This is a genomic window from Deinococcus malanensis (assembly GCF_014647655.1).
In the GTDB taxonomy this organism is placed as follows: Bacteria; Deinococcota; Deinococci; order Deinococcales; family Deinococcaceae; genus Deinococcus; species Deinococcus malanensis.
This window is the reverse complement of record NZ_BMPP01000013.1, coordinates 46,987-64,768: the sequence shown is the minus strand read 5'-3', so window position 1 is coordinate 64,768 and position 17,782 is coordinate 46,987. Positions and strand designations below refer to the sequence as shown.

General features: G+C 63.5%; 16 protein-coding genes. 6 read left to right on the top strand and 10 right to left on the bottom strand.

Translation table 11 applies throughout. The annotated features are described in order from the left end of the window. The first annotated feature begins 36 nt into the window (after positions 1-36). Complete coding sequence (locus IEY49_RS14785) at positions 37-1,425, top strand: family 43 glycosylhydrolase (protein ID WP_189010180.1); 1,389 nt, start codon at positions 37-39, stop codon at positions 1,423-1,425. Between the two features lie 315 nt (positions 1,426-1,740). Here IEY49_RS14785 and IEY49_RS14780 read toward each other — a convergent pair whose 3' ends face one another. Continuing rightward, positions 1,741-2,073, bottom strand: a complete 333-nt coding sequence (locus IEY49_RS14780) for a hypothetical protein (protein WP_189010178.1) — start codon at positions 2,071-2,073, stop codon at positions 1,741-1,743. Between the two features lie 80 nt (positions 2,074-2,153). On the opposite strand from IEY49_RS14780, the gene IEY49_RS14775 reads away from it, so the two are divergent. After that, positions 2,154-2,930, top strand: coding sequence for a hypothetical protein (locus IEY49_RS14775; RefSeq protein WP_189010176.1), 777 nt, complete (start codon positions 2,154-2,156; stop codon positions 2,928-2,930). 226 nt (positions 2,931-3,156) lie between these two features. Here IEY49_RS14775 and IEY49_RS14770 read toward each other — a convergent pair whose 3' ends face one another. After that, a complete protein-coding gene (locus IEY49_RS14770; RefSeq protein WP_189010174.1) occupies positions 3,157-3,330 on the bottom strand; it encodes a hypothetical protein in 174 nt (57 codons plus the stop codon). A gap of 93 nt (positions 3,331-3,423) precedes the next feature. Here IEY49_RS14770 and IEY49_RS14765 point away from each other — a divergent pair, with 93 nt between their 5' ends. Then, complete coding sequence (locus IEY49_RS14765) at positions 3,424-3,585, top strand: hypothetical protein (protein ID WP_189010172.1); 162 nt, start codon at positions 3,424-3,426, stop codon at positions 3,583-3,585. Positions 3,586-3,781: 196 nt separating this feature from the next. Further along, positions 3,782-4,498 (top strand): HAD family hydrolase, encoded by a 717-nt coding sequence (locus tag IEY49_RS14760; protein ID WP_189010170.1) that lies wholly within the window; start codon positions 3,782-3,784, stop codon positions 4,496-4,498. Between the two features lie 102 nt (positions 4,499-4,600). On the opposite strand, the gene IEY49_RS14755 is transcribed toward IEY49_RS14760, so the two are convergent. The 3 genes from IEY49_RS14755 to IEY49_RS14745 form a co-directional block, all read right to left on the bottom strand. Further along, complete coding sequence (locus tag IEY49_RS14755) at positions 4,601-5,032, bottom strand: response regulator (RefSeq protein WP_189010168.1); 432 nt, start codon at positions 5,030-5,032, stop codon at positions 4,601-4,603. A gap of 205 nt (positions 5,033-5,237) precedes the next feature. After that, positions 5,238-6,767, bottom strand: coding sequence for a S10 family peptidase (locus tag IEY49_RS14750; protein ID WP_189010166.1), 1,530 nt, complete (start codon positions 6,765-6,767; stop codon positions 5,238-5,240). Between the two features lie 518 nt (positions 6,768-7,285). Continuing rightward, positions 7,286-7,453, bottom strand: coding sequence for a hypothetical protein (locus IEY49_RS14745; protein WP_189010164.1), 168 nt, complete (start codon positions 7,451-7,453; stop codon positions 7,286-7,288). 570 nt (positions 7,454-8,023) lie between these two features. On the opposite strand from IEY49_RS14745, the gene IEY49_RS14740 reads away from it, so the two are divergent. Both IEY49_RS14740 and IEY49_RS14735 read left to right on the top strand, forming a co-directional pair. Then, positions 8,024-8,293, top strand: a complete 270-nt coding sequence (locus IEY49_RS14740) for a hypothetical protein (protein WP_189010162.1) — start codon at positions 8,024-8,026, stop codon at positions 8,291-8,293. A 722-nt stretch (positions 8,294-9,015) separates the two neighbouring features. Then, the gene (locus tag IEY49_RS14735; RefSeq protein WP_189010160.1) at positions 9,016-10,782 is read left to right on the top strand and encodes a PKD domain-containing protein; all 1,767 of its coding nucleotides are present in this window, start codon (positions 9,016-9,018) and stop codon (positions 10,780-10,782) included. Positions 10,783-11,050: 268 nt separating this feature from the next. On the opposite strand, the gene IEY49_RS14730 is transcribed toward IEY49_RS14735, so the two are convergent. The 5 genes from IEY49_RS14730 to IEY49_RS14710 all read right to left on the bottom strand — a co-directional run bounded on the left by IEY49_RS14730 (position 11,051) and on the right by IEY49_RS14710 (position 17,672). After that, entirely contained in the window at positions 11,051-11,923 is an 873-nt protein-coding gene (locus IEY49_RS14730; protein ID WP_229780827.1) for a hypothetical protein, read from the bottom strand. Between the two features lie 677 nt (positions 11,924-12,600). Then, a complete protein-coding gene (locus IEY49_RS14725) occupies positions 12,601-13,458 on the bottom strand; it encodes an urease accessory protein UreH domain-containing protein (protein WP_229780826.1) in 858 nt (285 codons plus the stop codon). After that, entirely contained in the window at positions 13,446-14,321 is an 876-nt protein-coding gene (locus IEY49_RS14720) for a WD40/YVTN/BNR-like repeat-containing protein (protein ID WP_189010159.1), read from the bottom strand. Before IEY49_RS14720 ends, IEY49_RS14725 begins: the two co-directional genes overlap by 13 nt. 379 nt (positions 14,322-14,700) lie before the next feature. Then, a complete protein-coding gene (locus IEY49_RS14715) occupies positions 14,701-15,111 on the bottom strand; it encodes a hypothetical protein (RefSeq protein WP_189010157.1) in 411 nt (136 codons plus the stop codon). A gap of 53 nt (positions 15,112-15,164) precedes the next feature. After that, positions 15,165-17,672 carry a heavy metal translocating P-type ATPase gene (locus IEY49_RS14710; RefSeq protein WP_189010155.1) on the bottom strand — a complete coding sequence of 836 codons (2,508 nt, stop codon included), beginning with the start codon at positions 17,670-17,672 and terminating at the stop codon, positions 15,165-15,167. Positions 17,673-17,782: the final 110 nt, after the last annotated feature.

Genomic DNA, 17,782 nt, shown 5'->3' with positions numbered 1-17,782 from the left:
ATTGACCGGCGTAAGAGCGTCAAGCACCATCAGGCTATGCCCTCACGGCTTCTTTCGGCGGCGCTTGTGGTCATCGGGCTCGGGACCCTGACCACCGCAAGCCAGGTCGGACCGCGCCCACCGGCCCAGACCTTCCGCAACCCGATTCTGAGCGAGGGTCAGGACCCGTCGGTCGTCTTCGACGGACGCTTCTATCACCTCGTCCAGTCGGACCAGGACGGCATCAGCGTCCGCACCTCCCTGACCCTGACCGGGCTGGGCAACGCCAAGAAGACCGTCGTGTGGCAGGGTGGTCAGGCGGATTCACCGTGCTGTGAGCTCTGGGCGCCTGAACTGGTGCGCTGGGACGACCGCTGGTACATCTACTACGCTGCCGACGACGGCCGCAATGAGAACCACCGTATGTACGTCCTGGAAAGCAGACGTGCAGGTGGCCCCTACACCTTCAAAGGGAAGATCACCGATCCCACCGACCGTTGGGCCATCGACGGCGCCGTCTTCCGCGCACCGGACGGCCACCGGTACTACCTGTGGTCCGGCTGGGAAGGAAGGGTCAATGTGCAGCAGAACCTGTACATCAGCCGCATGCGCAATCCATGGACCCTGCAGGGCGAACGGGTCCTCATTTCCAGTCCTGACCAGCCCTGGGAGCGCAACGGCAGCCCGTACATCAACGAGGGACCCGAGGTGCTGGTGCGTGGTGGGCGGGTCTTCGTGGTGTATTCCGCCAGCGGCAGCTGGACCAACGACTACTGCCTGGGCCTCCTGAGTCTCCAGGGTGAGGTTCTGGATCCGGCAGCCTGGAAAAAGTCCAACGGCTGTGTGTTTTCGCGCAACGACGAGGCCAGTGTGTACGCCCCCGGCCACAACGGCTTTGTCAAGTCTCCGGATGGCACGGAGGACTGGCATCTGTACCACGCCAACGAGCTCGCGGGCTCGGGGTGGGGTGGCCGCAGCATCCGCGCTCAGAAATTCACCTGGGCTCCGGACGGCACGCCACGGTTCGGACGCCCCGTGGGATTCGGACAGGCCCGGCCCCTGCCGTCCGGCGAATTCGAAGCCGAGCAGGCGCAGCTGACCGGGGTCCAGGTCCGGGAGGTCTCGCTCGCGTCAGGGGGCCGGGCCGCGCGCCTGGACAGCCGGGGAGACCGCGTCGTACTTCGGGCGCGGGTGCCGAGGGCAGGAACATACACTCTGCACGTCCGTTACTCCAACGGCTCGGGCCGCCCGGCCACACAGAGCCTCGCGGTGAACGGCAGTACCAGAAAGCTGACCTATCCGGCTGGGGCCTGGGAAAGCTTCGGCACCCGCCCGACGCCGGTTCGGCTCCGGTCCGGCGAGAATGATCTGCGGTTGATTCAGGAGGCCGGAAGTGTTCAGATCGACGCGGTCACATTGACGCCAGCAAACGACGCACCCCGCTGACTGCGGCCCTGGCGGCTGTTGCCACAGAGTTTACGCCTATTCCGTGGAAGCGCCGTTTCTCAGGACAGAGTTTCCGGCTCAGGTGGCGTTCTCCAGGGATCGCCAGCAGGTTGTTCTCCACCACCTCAGAGCGATGTAAAGAGGGTGTCGAGGGTAAGCTCTGCCGGTGTCCTCCCCCGAAAGATGAAGAGGACAGGTCTGGCTGCTGGGGAAACAGTTCTGCACACCACAACCTCGCGAGACAAACCCTACTCCAGGTGACAACATCACCACATGCCCCGAGGCGACTGGTCGTTCCCTGCCCCCCGGGCAAGCTCAGGCCAGCAGAACGGTCCGGATACCTTCCAGCTCTGCTGCCATAATCTCGATCTCGTGCCAGTGCATGCTGACCTCCAGATCGTGCAGGCCCAGACTTTCCACCCAGGCCACCACCAGCCGTCCACGGGTCAGGGGAACAATGGTCCAGCTCTCGAGATATTCCGGCATTCCGGTCAGGCGCGAGGCATCGGCCAGGCTCAGTTCGCTTCCATGCACGAAGCCGCCGATGGATCTTTCAGCCTGACTGGCCACCGGCGCGCCGTGGCGAGGCTCAAGCCTTTCACTCAGAGCCAGGCGTTTATACCCGAACACTTCCCGCGCGGCGGTCATACCGGGCCCAGGGTAGCGGCGGGCTTGCGCTGCTACTATGTGCCTCCACACACTGAGACCCCGGGGAGACACTGATTTTCATGGCCCGACAGCCCCTGCGACACCTGATTTCCGATCTCTGCGCGTTCCCCGGCACCTACCGCCTGAGCACGCCCGCTGGCGACCTTAACCTGCACAGGCCAACTGAACTTCAGCAGCCGGTGGATGTCTTTACCCTCACTGGCCCAGCCGGAAGGGAAACGTTTGTTATCAACGGGCCACGCGCCTACGGTCGTGGGGGCAATTTCGACTTGAACACCCCGGCCGACCGGTACCTCCTGGCGCATACGGTGCAGCCCAGCAACCCAAGCCAGGACGAACACCTGGGCCTGCACGCCGAGCTGAACGAGGCTGGATACCTGCTTGGCCAGGGTCAGCCGTTCCAGCACGAACAGGAGACCCTGACCCCCCTCACGGCCCACAATGCCGAAGGGCGGGTCCTGTGGTTCTCCGAGGTGTACAGGCAGTCTTTCGGCCTGCCCCTCGAACACTATGTGCAACACAACGGCGTGCGGCTCGCGGCTCTCCGGCACCACGAAACGCGGGACACGGTCAGACTGATGGCACAGAGTGATGATGACCTGAAGGCCCAGGGCATTGCTCCGGATTCCCTCCCAGCGCTGCTGCTGGTCAGTGCCTGGTCGGTTCATCCGGAGGCGCTCGAAGCCATCCTTGAAGGCGAGGTCCCTGCCCCCTCGTTTCTACCGCCGGGTGATTTTGAGTGGCATCCCACGGCCTACCAGCAACTCCACCTCAGCCTCACCCGCAGCGAACTGCAGGAGCAGGCCCCTACGGTTCTGCCCGCCTCCCCCAAGTAACTGCGCTCAGGTGCGGCTCTGAGGATGAGGTGATGCGCCACGGCCTGGCGGGTCCTTCCTGTGACGGTGCACGGGAGTCATGCTGCCGTGGGCCGGTCCTTTCGGAATTCTGCCGCCGGAAAACCCTTCACGATGGAAATCGCATACCAGGAATAGTGACGGAGCTTGCTCCGCTACCGGAGCAGTGGAGAATCTGGAAACAATTCGTCGTTCAGCCCTGAGGGCACTAACCGAGATCCAGCTTGTGGTGACCAATACAGGTCACGACATCCTCACACCGCAGATCCAGGCCCTGCGCACCCGCTACCTGGAAGCCAGAAGGGAGTTCCCGGCCAGTGAACTCAGACAGGTGCATGACGATGCCCAGATCCTTCTCCAGGCGTGTAGCCCGGTTCTGCATCCATCAGCTGTGATTCTGGTTCCTTAAGATTGGGAGGCGGTTCCCGAAGGTCTGTGTGTCCTGACGACGTATCTTTTCGAGCAGCACCGGGCAATGGTTGTCGTGCTGGAAGCGCCACAGACCATGAGCGACCCGGTGTTCCTCCTGACCGGCCCGTGGAACACCTCCGAGGATCGGCAGGCCGCACAACGCGAAATAGAGGATCGGCTGTTACCGCAGTCATTCTTCAACCTGAAATGGCTGGATTTGCCCTGACAGGCTGGCGCCGTCCAGATTCTGGTCAAGTCAGCTCCGCAGCGTGCCCGTGGGGTATGCGAGACGCGGGAGCGCAATTCGAGCATGCCGAGGCTGATGCGCGGGGGCACGATACGGCCTTCCATGGCCCACTGTTCTCCCGGCCAGGCCTCACGCAGCAAACCTATGGTTCACGCTCCAGGTACAGTGTCGTAGCATGAGTCACCCGGCTTTTGGTGCGGTCCTGTTTGACCTTGACGGCGTCCTGATAGACAGCGAACTGCTGGCCAACAGGGTGTGGATCGAGGTTCTGGCTGAGCACGGACTAAGCCTGACTCCACACGCGTTTATGAAAGGCGCCATCGGCCAGACCCTGACCGGAGTCTTCGACTGGCTGCGTACCGAGCACGCCTGGGACAGGCCAGCAAGTTTCGAGACCAGCCTGGATACCCGGTTGCTCCAGGCCTTCCAGACCGTGACCGCCCTGCCAGGAGCCGAGCAGAGCCTGCGCTCATTGCAGGCAGCGGGAATACCGACTGCCGTTGTCAGCAACAGCCAGCGTGACCGCCTGCATCTGAAATTGCAGGCGGCGGGGCTGGCTGACCTCGCAGGCCATCATGTGTATGACCCGGCGCATGTGCAGGGGCGCGGGAAGCCGCTTCCTGATCTGTATCTGGTGGCCGCAGCCCGGCTCGGCGTCCAGCCTGAACGGTGCCTGGTGATCGAAGACAGCGTGCTGGGCGTCCAGGCGGGTGTGGCTGCCGGTGCGACCGTGTGGGGTCTGCTGGCCGGCGGGCACATGCACGGCGGAAGTAGCCGTGAACTGGCCGAAGCTGGCGCCGCCCATACTCTGGATAGCCACCATGAATTTCAGCGTGCACTGGCGTTGACCGTATTGAACGAGCCGGGTCCAGCTGCCGCGACACTCCGGTGAGAGGCATGCCGGGGAACGACCTCCAGGCGGTCGCCAGCACACTACGGCGCGGCGGCAACTCCCGAGGTGCTCGTCAATCTCGTGGCTTCCCCATGTCCGAAGTTATCTGCCTGCGGTCGACTCGTCCGCCAGCACGCGGTTGGCCTGCCAGTAGCGCAGGAACGCTTCGACCTGCTCCAGAAAAGTGTCAAAGGCGGCCGACTTCACAAGGTACGAACTGGCGTGCAGGCTGTACGCCTGGCTGATATCACTCTGGGCGTTCGACGTCGAGAGCATCACCACTGGAATCGTCCGCAACTCTGAATCCTTCTTGAGACGCTCGAGCATCTCGAAGCCACTCATGCCAGGCATGTTGATGTCCAGCAGGATGACGTCGGGTTTCACAGCGCCCGCCTTCAGAAGCTCCAGGGCCTCGTGTCCACTCTGCACACAGGTCAGATTGCAGGCTGGACAGACTTCCCCGAAAGCTTCCTGAGCAAGAAGCGTATCCGTCGGATTGTCGTCGACCAGCAGGTAACGGTAAGGCGCGGGCATCTCGCCCAAGGATAGAGCCTGGGCCAAGTGAAGCAGATACGAAAAGCTTTACCCTTGGAAGAGAATATCTTTGGTGTTGGGCCCTGAGCCTGACCAGCTGTGTGCAGTCCTACTTGGTACAGAGGGGCGGTCGTTTCAGGTGTAACGGGCAGCCGGGTGACCTGGAATCGAAGTCAGTGGGGGTGCAGGTAAATCTTCTCCTTCCTTAACCTGTCTCCATTCCGCGTGCCCACTGAATAAACGCCGCCAGGTCTGCTGCCTGCCGCTCCAGGCTGGGTAGCGCCACATACATCATGTGTCCGGCCTCATAGAAAGTTTCTCGCAGGTTTCCACGCAGCCCGGGGTCGAGCTGCAGGTGATCGAGCGTGTGGCGCGTGGCGTGATAGGGCGTGGCGAAATCAAAATAGCCGGAGGCCACCAGGACCTTCAGATGCGGATTCTGGTGCATGGCTTTTCGCAGGGTGTCCGAGACACGCACGTGCCGGTTCTCGAATTCCTTGTAGCTCCAGGGCCGCACCCGACCGGTCAGGATCTCGTAGGGAAGGTCCGACTCGAATCCCAGTTCGATCCGGACATAGTGGTTCATCGCAGCGGTATAGGGCCCGAGAATAGCGCTCATGCTGGGGTCGTACTCGCCGCTCTCGCCCCCCATGTCCCGGTCGATCCCGGTAAAGCGGCTGTCGAGCCGGCCCACAGTCCGGCCCTCGTCACGCAGCAGTTCCTTGCAGAACCGGGGAAGCGTAACTCGCAGATCGTTGCGCAGCACAAACTCCGTGCTGAGTCCGGTCAACTCGGCGTAGCGTCTGGCAATCTGCTCCCGTTCTTCCTGTCCAAGGCGCGCCCCGGCATGCAGCGCGCGGGCGTAGTCGCCGTCCGCAAATGCTTCGGCCTCACGCAGGACTTCGGCCAGGGAGCGCTCACGGCTGGTTTTGCCGTGGTACCACGCGCTGGCCGCTGCGGTCGGCAGGTGAACGAGATACGGCAGATCATGGCCGGGTGTAAAATCCACCGTCGAAAAATCCAGGATGGAGCTGATCAGCATGATGCCGTTCAGGAACATTCCGTGACGTTCCTGCAGGTAACCGCTGAGCCCTGCAGCCCGCGTGGTGCCGTAGCTCTCGCCAATCAGGAACTTGGGGCTGAGCCAGCGGCCTGCCCGGCTGGTCCACAGCCGGATAAAGTCGCCGACGGACTCGATATCCTTCTGAAAGCCGTGAAAGTCGCCAGGCTTCTCTCCTTCGGTCACACGCGAGTACCCGGTACTGACCGGGTCGATAAAGACCAGGTCCGAGTGGGTCAGCAGCGTAAATTCGTTGTCGGTAAGGTCATAGGGCGGCCCGGTCAGCGCACCGGCGTCTCCCATGGCCACCCGGCGAGGTCCCAGCAGGCCCAGGTGAAGCCAGACCGAGCTGCTGCCTGGGCCACCGTTGAAGCTGAACGTCACCGGCCGGCTGCGCGGATCGTGGTCACCGTCAAGCGCATAGGCCACGAAAAACACCTGCGCCCGTGGCTTGTGGCCCTCAGACTCTCCCGTTTTGGAATGCTGTTCCTCGGCCAGCACCATGGTCCCGGTCGTCACGGTGTAGGCCATCTCGCGCCCGCCCACGCTGATGCGGTGGTGGGTTACCCGCACCTCGTCACGCGGTTTCCTGTCTTCCTTCCCTTCGGCGTCCGGCATCCGAACCTTCACGTCCACGTGGGTCTGATCACGCGTTTCTTCCCGATCATTGCTCATATGGTGTTCTCCTGGCTGTTGACCGCAAGGTGGCCTTCTTATTCTGAGACGGCAGATGGACCATGGAAATTAACTCCCGGGAGGCCCTTGCCAATGGCGATACGGAAACAGCCCTCGCCCGACTCAAGGCCATCTGCGGATGTTGTGCATGGCGATCATACGGCGAATACTGCCCCGGTCGGCCATGGTGTGCGGGGCGCGTAGGTGGAACCGGGCAAATGGGGCCAATGAGATGGACGGCAGCTAATGAGGGCTTTCACTGTCCAGCTCCGGCACCTTGGCGCAGTTCGAGATGCAGGCCAGAATATAGATCCGCCTCGTTCCACCGCCAGGAGAAGCCTCAAAAAGAACTGGTGGCCTTTCAGCCGGTACCCTCGTGGGCAGAGGACAGGTCAGAAGTTCAGAGCTATTGGCGCCATCGCCCGCGCAGCTTCTAAGTTCACCGCGCTCAGGAAGTCAACAGGTTGCTCGGCGCTCATGGCCATGAGAAAACTGCCTGGGCTTGCCGTCTGCAGGGCTTAGGCTTCGGTTTGCCCGTCCAGGATCAGCGCATTCTTCACCGCGAAGAGGTAGTCATCCTCAGACAGCGTGTCTTTTCCGCCAGCATCAATCACCTGTCGAAGGCGGGTCTTCCTCACTTCAAGGTCTTCGCTGGTCTGGGGAGCCGGTTCGTTCTGGGTATCCATGAAGGCATTGCAGCAGCAGCAGGTGAGCTTCCCCCTGTCATCCTCCTAACAGACCTTCAGCCACCAGCATCGTGAGATCGACCTGCCCTCTTTTAACCTTTCGCGCAAATGACGCTCTACCACTGCCGTGTCAGGCGACGCTCGTGAACGGCCAGAACCTGGGTGCCGACCATCTGCCCCTTCAAAACGTAGGGGGATTTGCATGTTCCAGATGATCTACGTCATCACACCTGCTGATTTCGCCTTCAGCAGAGCACGACCGGCGTTCTCATCAATACCTGCACGCAAATGATGTGAAGCATTGCTGCGCGGGCATCCCCGAATGACCGCAGCAATACCCGTCCCGACTGGAGTGCGCTGGTTTCGCCCAGTTCGTAGAGTGTCTCAGTGACGCGGGCAGCGGCGGATTGCCAGACCAGTTTTGGCGGCCTACTGCGCGCACTGCGCTCGCCCAGGCCCGTTGCGAGACATGCCGCACTTCGCAGCGGGCGACCCTGTTCATGGCCTTTAGGACCAGAGAAATCCTGGGCAAGAAAGATGTTTGTGACGGCAGATGGTTTAGCTTCAGGTATGGCAGGGCTCCTCCAACGCGTTATCGCCACAGCCCGGATACTGGCCCTCGACCTTGAAGACCAGCCCCTGCTTGACCGTCTCGAAGCGCTCCAGAACCGGGCAGACATGGAGTCGACCGAAGACATCCACCAGTTGCTGAGCGAACTGACCTTCATCAGTGAGGCCCTCCGCAAGGACCATTCAGCAGGCAGCGGCAGCTGGACCGCAAGTGGAACTCCTGCTGGACAGCATGTGGGTTGTCTGACGGCTGCAGAACCCTACATCTGAACCCCGTCTGACACGGTTCCGCTCTCTATCCTTATGCCGCAGTGGCGTGTGCACGCAAGCCGCCCGTGGCAGAAGGTGGACAGACCAGCCCACCTCCACGGCGTGACTGTCGCCTGCAGGTCTATCGGTCACTGGCCGGGCTGCGGCGGACCGCACATCGTTGGAAAAAGACATCATCGCGCGCTGGGCTTTACCGTTCTATCCAGAAAAGCCTGATGTCTGACGGGCCACGAGCATGAAAACTGCTCTCCGACGTTATGCGAACGCGGCTTCTACTCCCGATGCGCCGCCTGCGGTCAGTCTCCGAGTTAGTCACTGACGTGTGATGCTAGGCTTGCGGCCCTGTGGCAAGACGAAAACGTCGGAAAACAAAATCACGGTGGCCAGACGCGGAAGTTGCCCGGGTCACAAATATTCTCTTGGGTATCAATTTTATGCTGCTGCTTGCAGTCATGCAGGAAGCCAGCAAATAGGCATCCAGGCAATACCGGGCAGAAGGACGAGGCATCAGGCAGCCGCCGAATCACCTGAGTCCAGACGAACACTGGTGGACCGCTCTGCCTCTGTCCCCCCTCATGTATAGATCTGGAGGTCCGACTGGCCGGTGGCTCTCCTTTACTGGATAGCCTGAATTTGCCCAGGCCATCGTGACTTAAGGGTTCCTGAAGAACCAGGGGGTCAGGCGGAAAAACCACTCTGTACGCTCGTCCATACTGGGCCGCGTGTCGTTTCCCCGTTCTTTTCGTGCCCTGAGTCTTGCGCTTATGCTTGCGGCCTCCGCCTCAGCCACCACCAGCCCGGAGTTGCTGATCTCCCCCACTGGTGAAGTGACCCTGGCGGGCCGACCTGTACAGTTGCGCACTCCACCGCAGGTGGTCGGGGACGCCCTGCTGCTTCCGCTGCGTGAAACGGCGGCCCTGCTTGGCCGGAGCGTGCAGGTCAATGGAAGCCTGATCCAGGCAGGACGTCTGGTGGTCCAGACCAGCAACCGCAGTATGACCATCGATGGGGTGCCGTACGCAGGCGCCCTGGTGGTCACGCCCAGCGGAGATCCGCTGGTGGAGGCGCGTCTACTGGCCTATGCACTGGACGGTCAGCTGGTCGCCAGACCCGGGGGCGGCCTCGCCGTAATCGCTGTCCCCAAAGATCAGGCCCCGGTGGCCAGTCCACCAGCACCGGCCAGGTCACCCCTCAGTTCGCCGGGTCCGGCCGCTTCGGCACCCGGGCGTGTAATGGCCGGTTTACCAGAAGCCCGCTTTGCCACCAACAAGCCCGTGTATGCCCCTGGGGAACGCATCACCTACACCGATTTTTCGTTCGACCCGGACGGGCTGAATCTGGCCCGGAAATGGGACGGTCTGCAGGAGGCCTTCTTTACCCCCGGTGAACACCGTGTCTCGCTGACGGTGACCAACAGCAAGGGTCAGGCCAGTGCGCCGTTCACCCGGCTGATCAAGGTGCAGGGTGCGCCCGTAAACACTCCACTTTCATACGCGCTCCGGCATACACCTGTCGGCTCGACGTTTCAGGACACCCGCAACCCCGCCTATCCGGCCTTGACGCCGGTCACGCAGTCCCTGCCCTCGTTTCCTCTGCTGTTCAGCGACTCTCCGGAAACACCCAGTCAGAGTGGCGTCCTGTATCAGGACCGCGCGTCGGGCCGGGTGCGCGTCGTGGCTTACCACATCAACCGCCTTCCCAGGCCGGCCCGACTGTATGTGCTCGCGCGACCCCGCAGCGACGCAGTCTCCGTGGAGGTGCTGCGGGCGGGCAGTGCCGGCGGCACCCGGACGGAGAGTGTGCTAGGCCAGGTGAGCGTGCTGGATTTTCTGACGGGCTCCGGGAGCCCACGCCAGCAGCTCAGCACTTCGGGGGTCACGGCGCTCTATACCAGTCCACCGCTCAGCTCGGGACAGGGGGCCACGGCCCTGATGGACCTGCAGATCGGCGGTGAAGCCGACATCAGCGTGATCATGCTGGAGGAAGGACGGCCGCTGACCGAGGAGACGCTCAGGGCCCTGCCGGTCCTCCCGCCGGACGCTCAGCACCAGCGGGGTACGTTTCCCGGGGCGGTACGCAGCCTCACGGTGAGGCTGGGAGCCTCTCCTGCTCGGCTGACTCTCGGGGACAGCGTGAGCGACACGGCGCTGATCGGCGTGGATGCGACCACCGGCGCAGCGCAGCGCCTGAGTGGTAATTATGGTGTTCAGTACGACATCACGGTCGAGAACACCGTGCCCGGCAACAGCACGGTTGCGACCTTCGTCCCTCGTGGCGGTGCCTACCGGGGTGGCCTGAGCGTGGAAGACGGGCAGGACCGGCAGATCATCCGGATTCCAGGCTCGGGTGTCCTGACCAATGGCGACCATCCCATGGTGCTGTGGAAAACGTCTTCGAGGTCCTTCCGGCTCTCCTTCGTTCCACCGGGAGGCTCGTTCCTGCCGGTCTCCCTGGTGTTTTACCCTCAGCCCGGCGAACCCGGACGCTGAGCCACCGGCAGCGGACCACGGCCCGCGCACTGGGGGTGGCCGGCACCCCCAGTGGAGCGCCTTGCACTACACCTGTCACCGGGATCCCGGCCTTAGGGAAGACACGTCGCAGGTCTCAGACCGTCGTCGCATTCTGGCCCGCCGGCTTATGGGGTGATCCGTTCGAAAGGCAGAAGGCATCCCGGCCTCTCACATCATGATGTCAGCCGTATGCAGCGCCCCGGACACCTCGCTCTCACGACACGCGGCCGTACACAGGACTCCCTCGTCACGACGTGTACCGGTCCACCGCAGCCCAGAAGGCCTGCTCGCACTGCTCGGCGTAGACGGATTCTGCCCGCCGGATGGCCTCGTCCCGTACCCACGCCGCCTCGGAGCGGATCGTCTCCGCATTCCTCTGAAGGTCGGACCACACCCTGTGGTAGGCGAGGTCAACGGCGTCCTTCAGGGCAGCGGGGCCGCTCAATTCCACGACAAAGTGACCGTTGCGGGTAAACGACCGCACACTGCCCCGTGTGCCTGCCTGCTGTCTGGCGACCGTCAGGTAAAGTCGGGCTTCCGAAAGGTGCTGAAACGTTTCGGCGTGGGCCACCGCTTCATCGGGCGTATCGTGCGCCCCGGCGGCTGGTCCCGCTGTCTCACTACTGGAGTACCAGGAGTGCTGCGCCCGCTGCCTGTCGGCCTCATCGTCGCGTTTGCGCCGCGCTTCTTCTTCCTTGCGGCGCTCCCTGGCGGCCTTGCGTTCCCGGTCACGGCGCGCTTCGGCAGCCTGACGCCTGATCTCCTCGATCCGGCGCTGCTCCTCCTGGGCTTTCTCACGCTGCGCGGCCCGCCGGTGTTCGTGGGTATGGGTCACATACTCGAAGCGGCAGTACGACACCAGATCATCGAACAGCGTCTGCGTCACCTGCCTGCATTTCACACGGGAACCCTGACGGGACAGAATGCGGTCGAGCCACTGCATCAGGGCCTGGTCACCAAGGCCGACACCGATGTTCGAGACATCAAGCGCGTGCGCCTCCGCCAGCAGACGTGGGTATGCGCTGGTTCCGGCGACCGCCTGCAGAAGCCCCTGACTGAACCGGGGGCCGTGCAGCAGCCGCTTGCGCACGGCCCCTTCCAGGTGCTGGAACAGCAGCACCTCAAAGTCGACGGCTGCACCCGGGTGGCCTGACTCATTGTGGGCCGCCCTGTGTTCACGTGACGCACGTGGTCCTGACGCTCCTGGTCCCGGCCGATGGTGCTGCCCTGTCCTGCTGGACGATTCCGGCGACGGGTCGGGCGGGGCTGCCAGCCCGATTCTGATTTTCAGAAGCTCCATGTCCCAGCGCCGCGGCAGGGACGGGTCGAGCTCCGACAGCACGACCTGATGAGTCTCGACCAGGCGCAGCAGTACGTGAAGGCACTTGCGCTTTTCTCCGGAGTGTGGAGTCGAAACCCCCTGTCTGAACACTTTGACCGCTTTGTCGACAGCCTTCTGCCGTTCGGTACGTACTCCTGTCATGCCGGTCGCTTTCTCAGGTCGTGGAGGCACTGACCATCGTGCGCGGACGCCACCGCCTCCCCTGCCCTCTCGCGGCTGGAATCCACGACGTTACAGATCAGGCCCAGCACCCGAACATGACCGCCGATCGGAAACCCGGAAAGATACGTCTGCTCCATCTCCGGCTATTGTGACGCACCCGGTCATGGCTGAATGAAAGGCAGGAACTGTGTCCTAGACGCCTTTTACCTGCTCTATCCGGTCGCTGGTTGAAAGAGTGGTCACTGAGCACCGCCTTCATCTGCCCCTTCGTCACCACCAGTCCCTGTCCAGCGTCAGAGCAACCAGTAAAGGAAAGTGTCGTACACGCCAGCCAGCACCAATACTGAGCCGGCCAACGGCGTGGCGAGGCGGTGGAAACGCCTCAGGCCGCCCAGCAACCCGCGTGGTTGCCCCGCACCACGGGTGGACAGAAACGCAACCACGACGAGCAGCGGAAGCATCATCCCCAGCACGAACGCCACCGGGTACAGCAGGCCAAGGGGTGCGGTGAGCGCCATGGGCAGGGTCAGGCCGAAATACAGCAGGAACAAGGTGGGGCAGAACGCAAAACTGAATGCCAGGCCGAGCGCGAACGCACCTGCCGTCCCATGTCGCGCGCGGGCATGAGACTCCAGCCACCCGGCAAAGCGGGAGCCCACCGAGAATCGAGGGCGAAGGACTCCCACCATGACCAGTCCGACCAGGAGCATCAGCGGGCCGAGCACCCGCCGGACTCCCGTAAAAAATGTCCCCGGAGCCTGCATGGTGCCACCAAAGGCGGCCACTGCCACCGCACCGAGGAGCAGGTAGACCAGCAGGCGCGCCAGGACGAACGCCACGCTGCGTGGCCATGCGCCTGCAGCAGTTCCGTCCCGCGCGACATAGGCGAGGGTAGCGGCACCTGTAGACAGCTGACACGGAGCGGTGATGGCCAGCAGGCCCAGAAGGAACGGCGTAAGAAGAGACGTCCCTGTCTGGCCGCGTAAGGCATTGACCGGACCAGACACGGCAGCGTTCAGGGAGCCGCTCCAGCGGTACAGGTCCAGTGCCACGCCCTTCAGCGCCGGAGCCAGAGACGGCCAGGCAAACACTAGCGCCGTCAGGATCGCGGCCGACGCCGCCATCCACGCCCATGGTCTCAGTTGGCCCAAGTCTTCCCTCCATCGGCCGAGCGGTACACCAGTCCACTTTCTCCCACGGCGTATACGTTCCTTTCCTCCCGGGGGTCCGCCGTGACGAGCAGGGCGCCCTCCGGCAGGTTCAGAGTTGTCCATGTCGCTCCCCTGTCCTCCGAGCGCGCCACACCGGACGGGCCGGCGATATACACGTTCCCACTGACCGGATGAACGTCCAGGCCAGCACCGGAGGCTTGCGGCGCCCCTCCAGCGCCCTGCCACGTCGTGCCGTCGTCCGAGACGACCAGTCCGGCGTCCATGGTAAGGGCATACAGGCGCGGAGATGAACCGGGCCCTACGGCGAGCGCCATCGCCCCTGCAGTCGCTGGGGAGACGAATTCCCAGTCCCGGGTGTTCCGGGTACGGTACAGGCCCCGACCGGCGACATTCGCATACCAGACGTCTGGGAGACCGGGCGCCACGGCAAAACCGTGGATGTCCGAGCCCGGCAGGTTTCCGAAGCCGGTGTCCTGCCAGCTATTCGCGCCGTCACGGCTGACTTTCAGAACATCATGGCCGGCCATCACCACTCCCTGTGCAGATGTCGCGAGGGCCATGGCGTCACCGGAACCGTCGGCAGGACTCCAGGTGCGTCCACCATCCGTGCTTATGGACACGCCTGCATGCTGGCCGTAGAGGAGGCGTCCGTCCGGCAGATGACGTAAGGCATGGAAGTCACCGCCTAGGCGAGCGGCAGGGACCACCTGATCTTTCTGAACGTACCACCACACCCCGCCTCCGAGCAGGCCGGCCACCAGCAGAGCGAGACCCGCTGAGGCCACTTGTCGCGCTGCTCTGGCGGAAGGTGGTCCGGCCCCGTCCCGGCCCGTTGTCGTCATATCACCCCCCGACATCCAGGGACGGGCCACCGGGAACAGGCGCAGTGCCCATGATCACCTCTGCGGTCAGACATATCCTGAAGAGTCTCATGCCTGGAGGCCAGACACCGTCTGTTGAACTTCGATAGTGCCGATGCCTGTCCTTCGGCCTGGCAGTCGACCAGCTACCTGAGTCACTGGTTCATGTCCCCCTAACCTTTGCTTACGAGAAACAGGCCTTCCGGCCATGAAAGCCTGCCGCCCGCCGGGTCCGGTGCGCACCACAGCACGCTTCTGTGCAGGAGAAAGCGCCCCCTGGCCGCAGCTTCTGTTTCATACTCTCCTCAACAGGAAGCCGGCCGCCTCACCAACAGGCGGGGCCGGCGGCGGTCCCTGCTCCTTACGCTGGTCGCAGCGTTTCAGCGAGGTCCACGAGGAGTTCCTGGGCACGCTCGTACCCAGGCCTCAGGTAAACCATGGCAAAGGTCGTCCAGTCCTGAACCGCCGCGACTTCCTGATCGTTCTCGTGGAGTTTAAGGTGCGGATACACGCCGTATTCCACATAACAGCCGAATCTTTCGGCCACCTGTTCGAGGCCGTGGGTGTTCTGGTCGGTCCAGGTCAGAACATACGGGAGCTGGAAGCAGGGCTTGCCACAGCTGCCTCCCAGCCCGACCAGGGGAAATCCGGCCACGTTCTGGCTTTCCTCGCGGACCCGGACCCGCTCGAGGAATGCGTGGCGGTCGCGGGCCACATCACGGCTGGGCAGTTTTTGAGCGGCAATCCAGGGGCCTACAGTCAGTTTCGTCATCAGGGTGTCCTTTCTTGCACATACGCCGGGGGCATGACACCCCCGGTCGTGATTCAGGCGTGGAGGGGTGAAGAAGGGAGCGCTGGTGCGGTGACCGGTCCCGGACGAACAGGGGGCCGGAAGCCGCGCAGGCGCAGGGCATTGGTCAGCACGAACACGCTGGAAAAGCCCATCGCCGCCGCCGCCAGGACGGGGCTGAGCAGCCAGCCGAAGGCCGGGTACAGCACGCCGGCGGCGACCGGAATGAGCACGATGTTGTACGCGAAGGCCCAGAACAGGTTCAGCCGGATGTTGCGCAGCGTGGCCCGGGACAGTGCATAGGCGTTCGGCACGCCGCGCAGGTCACCGCTCATCAGGATCACATCGGCGGTCTCCACGGCCACATCGGTGCCGGTGCCGATCGCCAGACCAACATCCGCCTGAGCCAGGGCGGGCGCGTCGTTGATACCGTCCCCCACAAAGGCGACCTTGTGCCCCTGGGCCTGCAATGCCTTCACCGCGTCGCTCTTGCCGCTGGGCAGCACTTCGGCAAGCACCTCGTCGATGCCCAGCTGCCGGGCAATGGCGTGGGCAGTTCGCTGGTTGTCCCCTGTAATCATGGCGACCTTCAGGCCCTGGCGGTGCAGCGCGCTCACCGCTTCCAGGCTGCCCTCCTTGATGGGGTCGGCCACGGCGATGATGGCCGCGAGCTGCCCGTCTATCGCGGCATACAGCGGAGACTTGCCTTCGTCTCCCAGCCCGTGGGCCTGAGCGGTGAACGCAGCGGTATCCAGGCCCAGACGGGTCATGTACCGGTCGGCGCCCACCTGCACGAGGTGACCCGCGACACGCGCTTCCAGTCCGAAGCCAGGGACGGCTTCAAAGTGCTCCGGGACGGGGATCATCAGGCCTTCGCGCTTCGCGGCGTCCACGATGGCCAGCGCGATGGGGTGTTCACTCTGCCCTTCGGCAGCCGCGACGAGGCTAAGAACCTGCGTGCGGTCAAAGCCGGCCGTAGTCACCAGGTCGGTCAGTTCAGGCCTCCCCTTGGTCAGCGTGCCTGTTTTATCGACGGCGACCACCTTCACGCCTTGGAGGCCCTCAAGCGCTGCGCCGTTGCGGAAAAGGACCCCCAGTTCGGCGGCCTTGCCGGTACCCACCATGATGCTGGTGGGGGTCGCGAGACCCATCGCGCAGGGGCAGGCGATGATCAGCACCGCCACCATGTTCACCAGCGCGAAGCTCAGGGCGGTCTGCCCGCCGAAAACCATCCACAGGACGAAGGTCAGGGCCGCGATCACCAGCACGACGGGCACGAAGACACTGACCACCTTGTCGGCCAGGCCCTGGATGGGCGGCTTGCTGCCCTGGGCCGTCTCGACCAGTTTGATGATCTGGGCCAGGGCGGTGTCGGCACCCACCCTGGTGGCTTTGAACGTGAACGCCCCGTTCTGGTTGATGGTGCCACCCACCACGCCTGAGCCGGCCTGCTTGTTGACCGGCACCGGTTCGCCGGTGATCATGCTCTCGTCCACGAAGCTGTTTCCGCCCATCACCTCACCGTCCACCGGAATTTTTTCGCCCGGGCGCACGGCGAGCAGGTCACCGATCAGGACTTCGTCGGTGGGGATTTCCAGTTCCTGCCCCTGCCGGACCACACGAGCGGTTTTGGCCTGCAGGGAGAGCAGCTTCTTCATGGCCTCGCTGCTGCGGCCTTTGGCGATGGCTTCGAAGTACTTGCCGAGCAGGATCAGCGTGATGACCACAGCGCTGGCTTCGTAGTACACGTGGGCGGTGCCTTCCGGGAACAGGCCCGGGGCGACGGTGGCAACCAGACTGTAGAAGAAGGCCGCGGAGGTACCGATCATGACCAGGCTGTTCATGTCCGGCGAGCGGTGCGTGAGGCTCTTCCAGCCCAGGCGGTAGAAGCGCAGTCCGGGGCCGAACTGGACGGGGGCGGCGAGCGCCAGCATGACCCAGTTGAGGGTGCCCATGTCCACGTAACCCGTCAGCCACATGTGAAACGGCATATACAGCATAGGGACCATCGCGAGCAGCAGCAGGGGGATGGCAAAGACGGCACTGAACGTCACGGCACGCCGCAGCTCCCGTACTTCACGCTCGCGCGCTTCGCGTTCCTGATCGGTACGGTCCTTTCCAGCCTCGCTTTCGAGGATCTCGTAGCCGGACGCCCTGACGGCGGCCTTGAGTTGCCCGGGACTGACACTGGCGGGCAGGTACCGGATGCTGGCGCGTTCGGTGGCCAGGTTGACGGTCGCCTCAAGCACACCGTCGACTTTTTTCAGCGCGCGTTCGACACGTCCAACACAGTTGGCGCAGGTCATGCCCTGCACGCCGAGCTCTAGCGTGCCGGTCACTGGCTCGTAGCCGATGGCTTTGACCTTGTCCATCAGGGCCTGGGGGCTCGTTTGCTCCGGATCATAGGTGACGGTGGCGCGTTCGGTGGCCAAGTTGACGGTCGCCTGGTCCACACCTTCAACCTTGCTCAGTCCGCGTTCGACGCGTCCCACACAGCTGGCGCAGGTCATACCCTGCACGCCGAGTTCCACTGTTCTGGTCATGGCCTCTCCTATCCCCCTCCGGGGGGTACAGGAAAAGCATACGTCAATTGAATCCGATCAGCAAGCGTGGCAGGTTGCATATTCGGCCCGCGATCAAAGCTTCAGCTTGA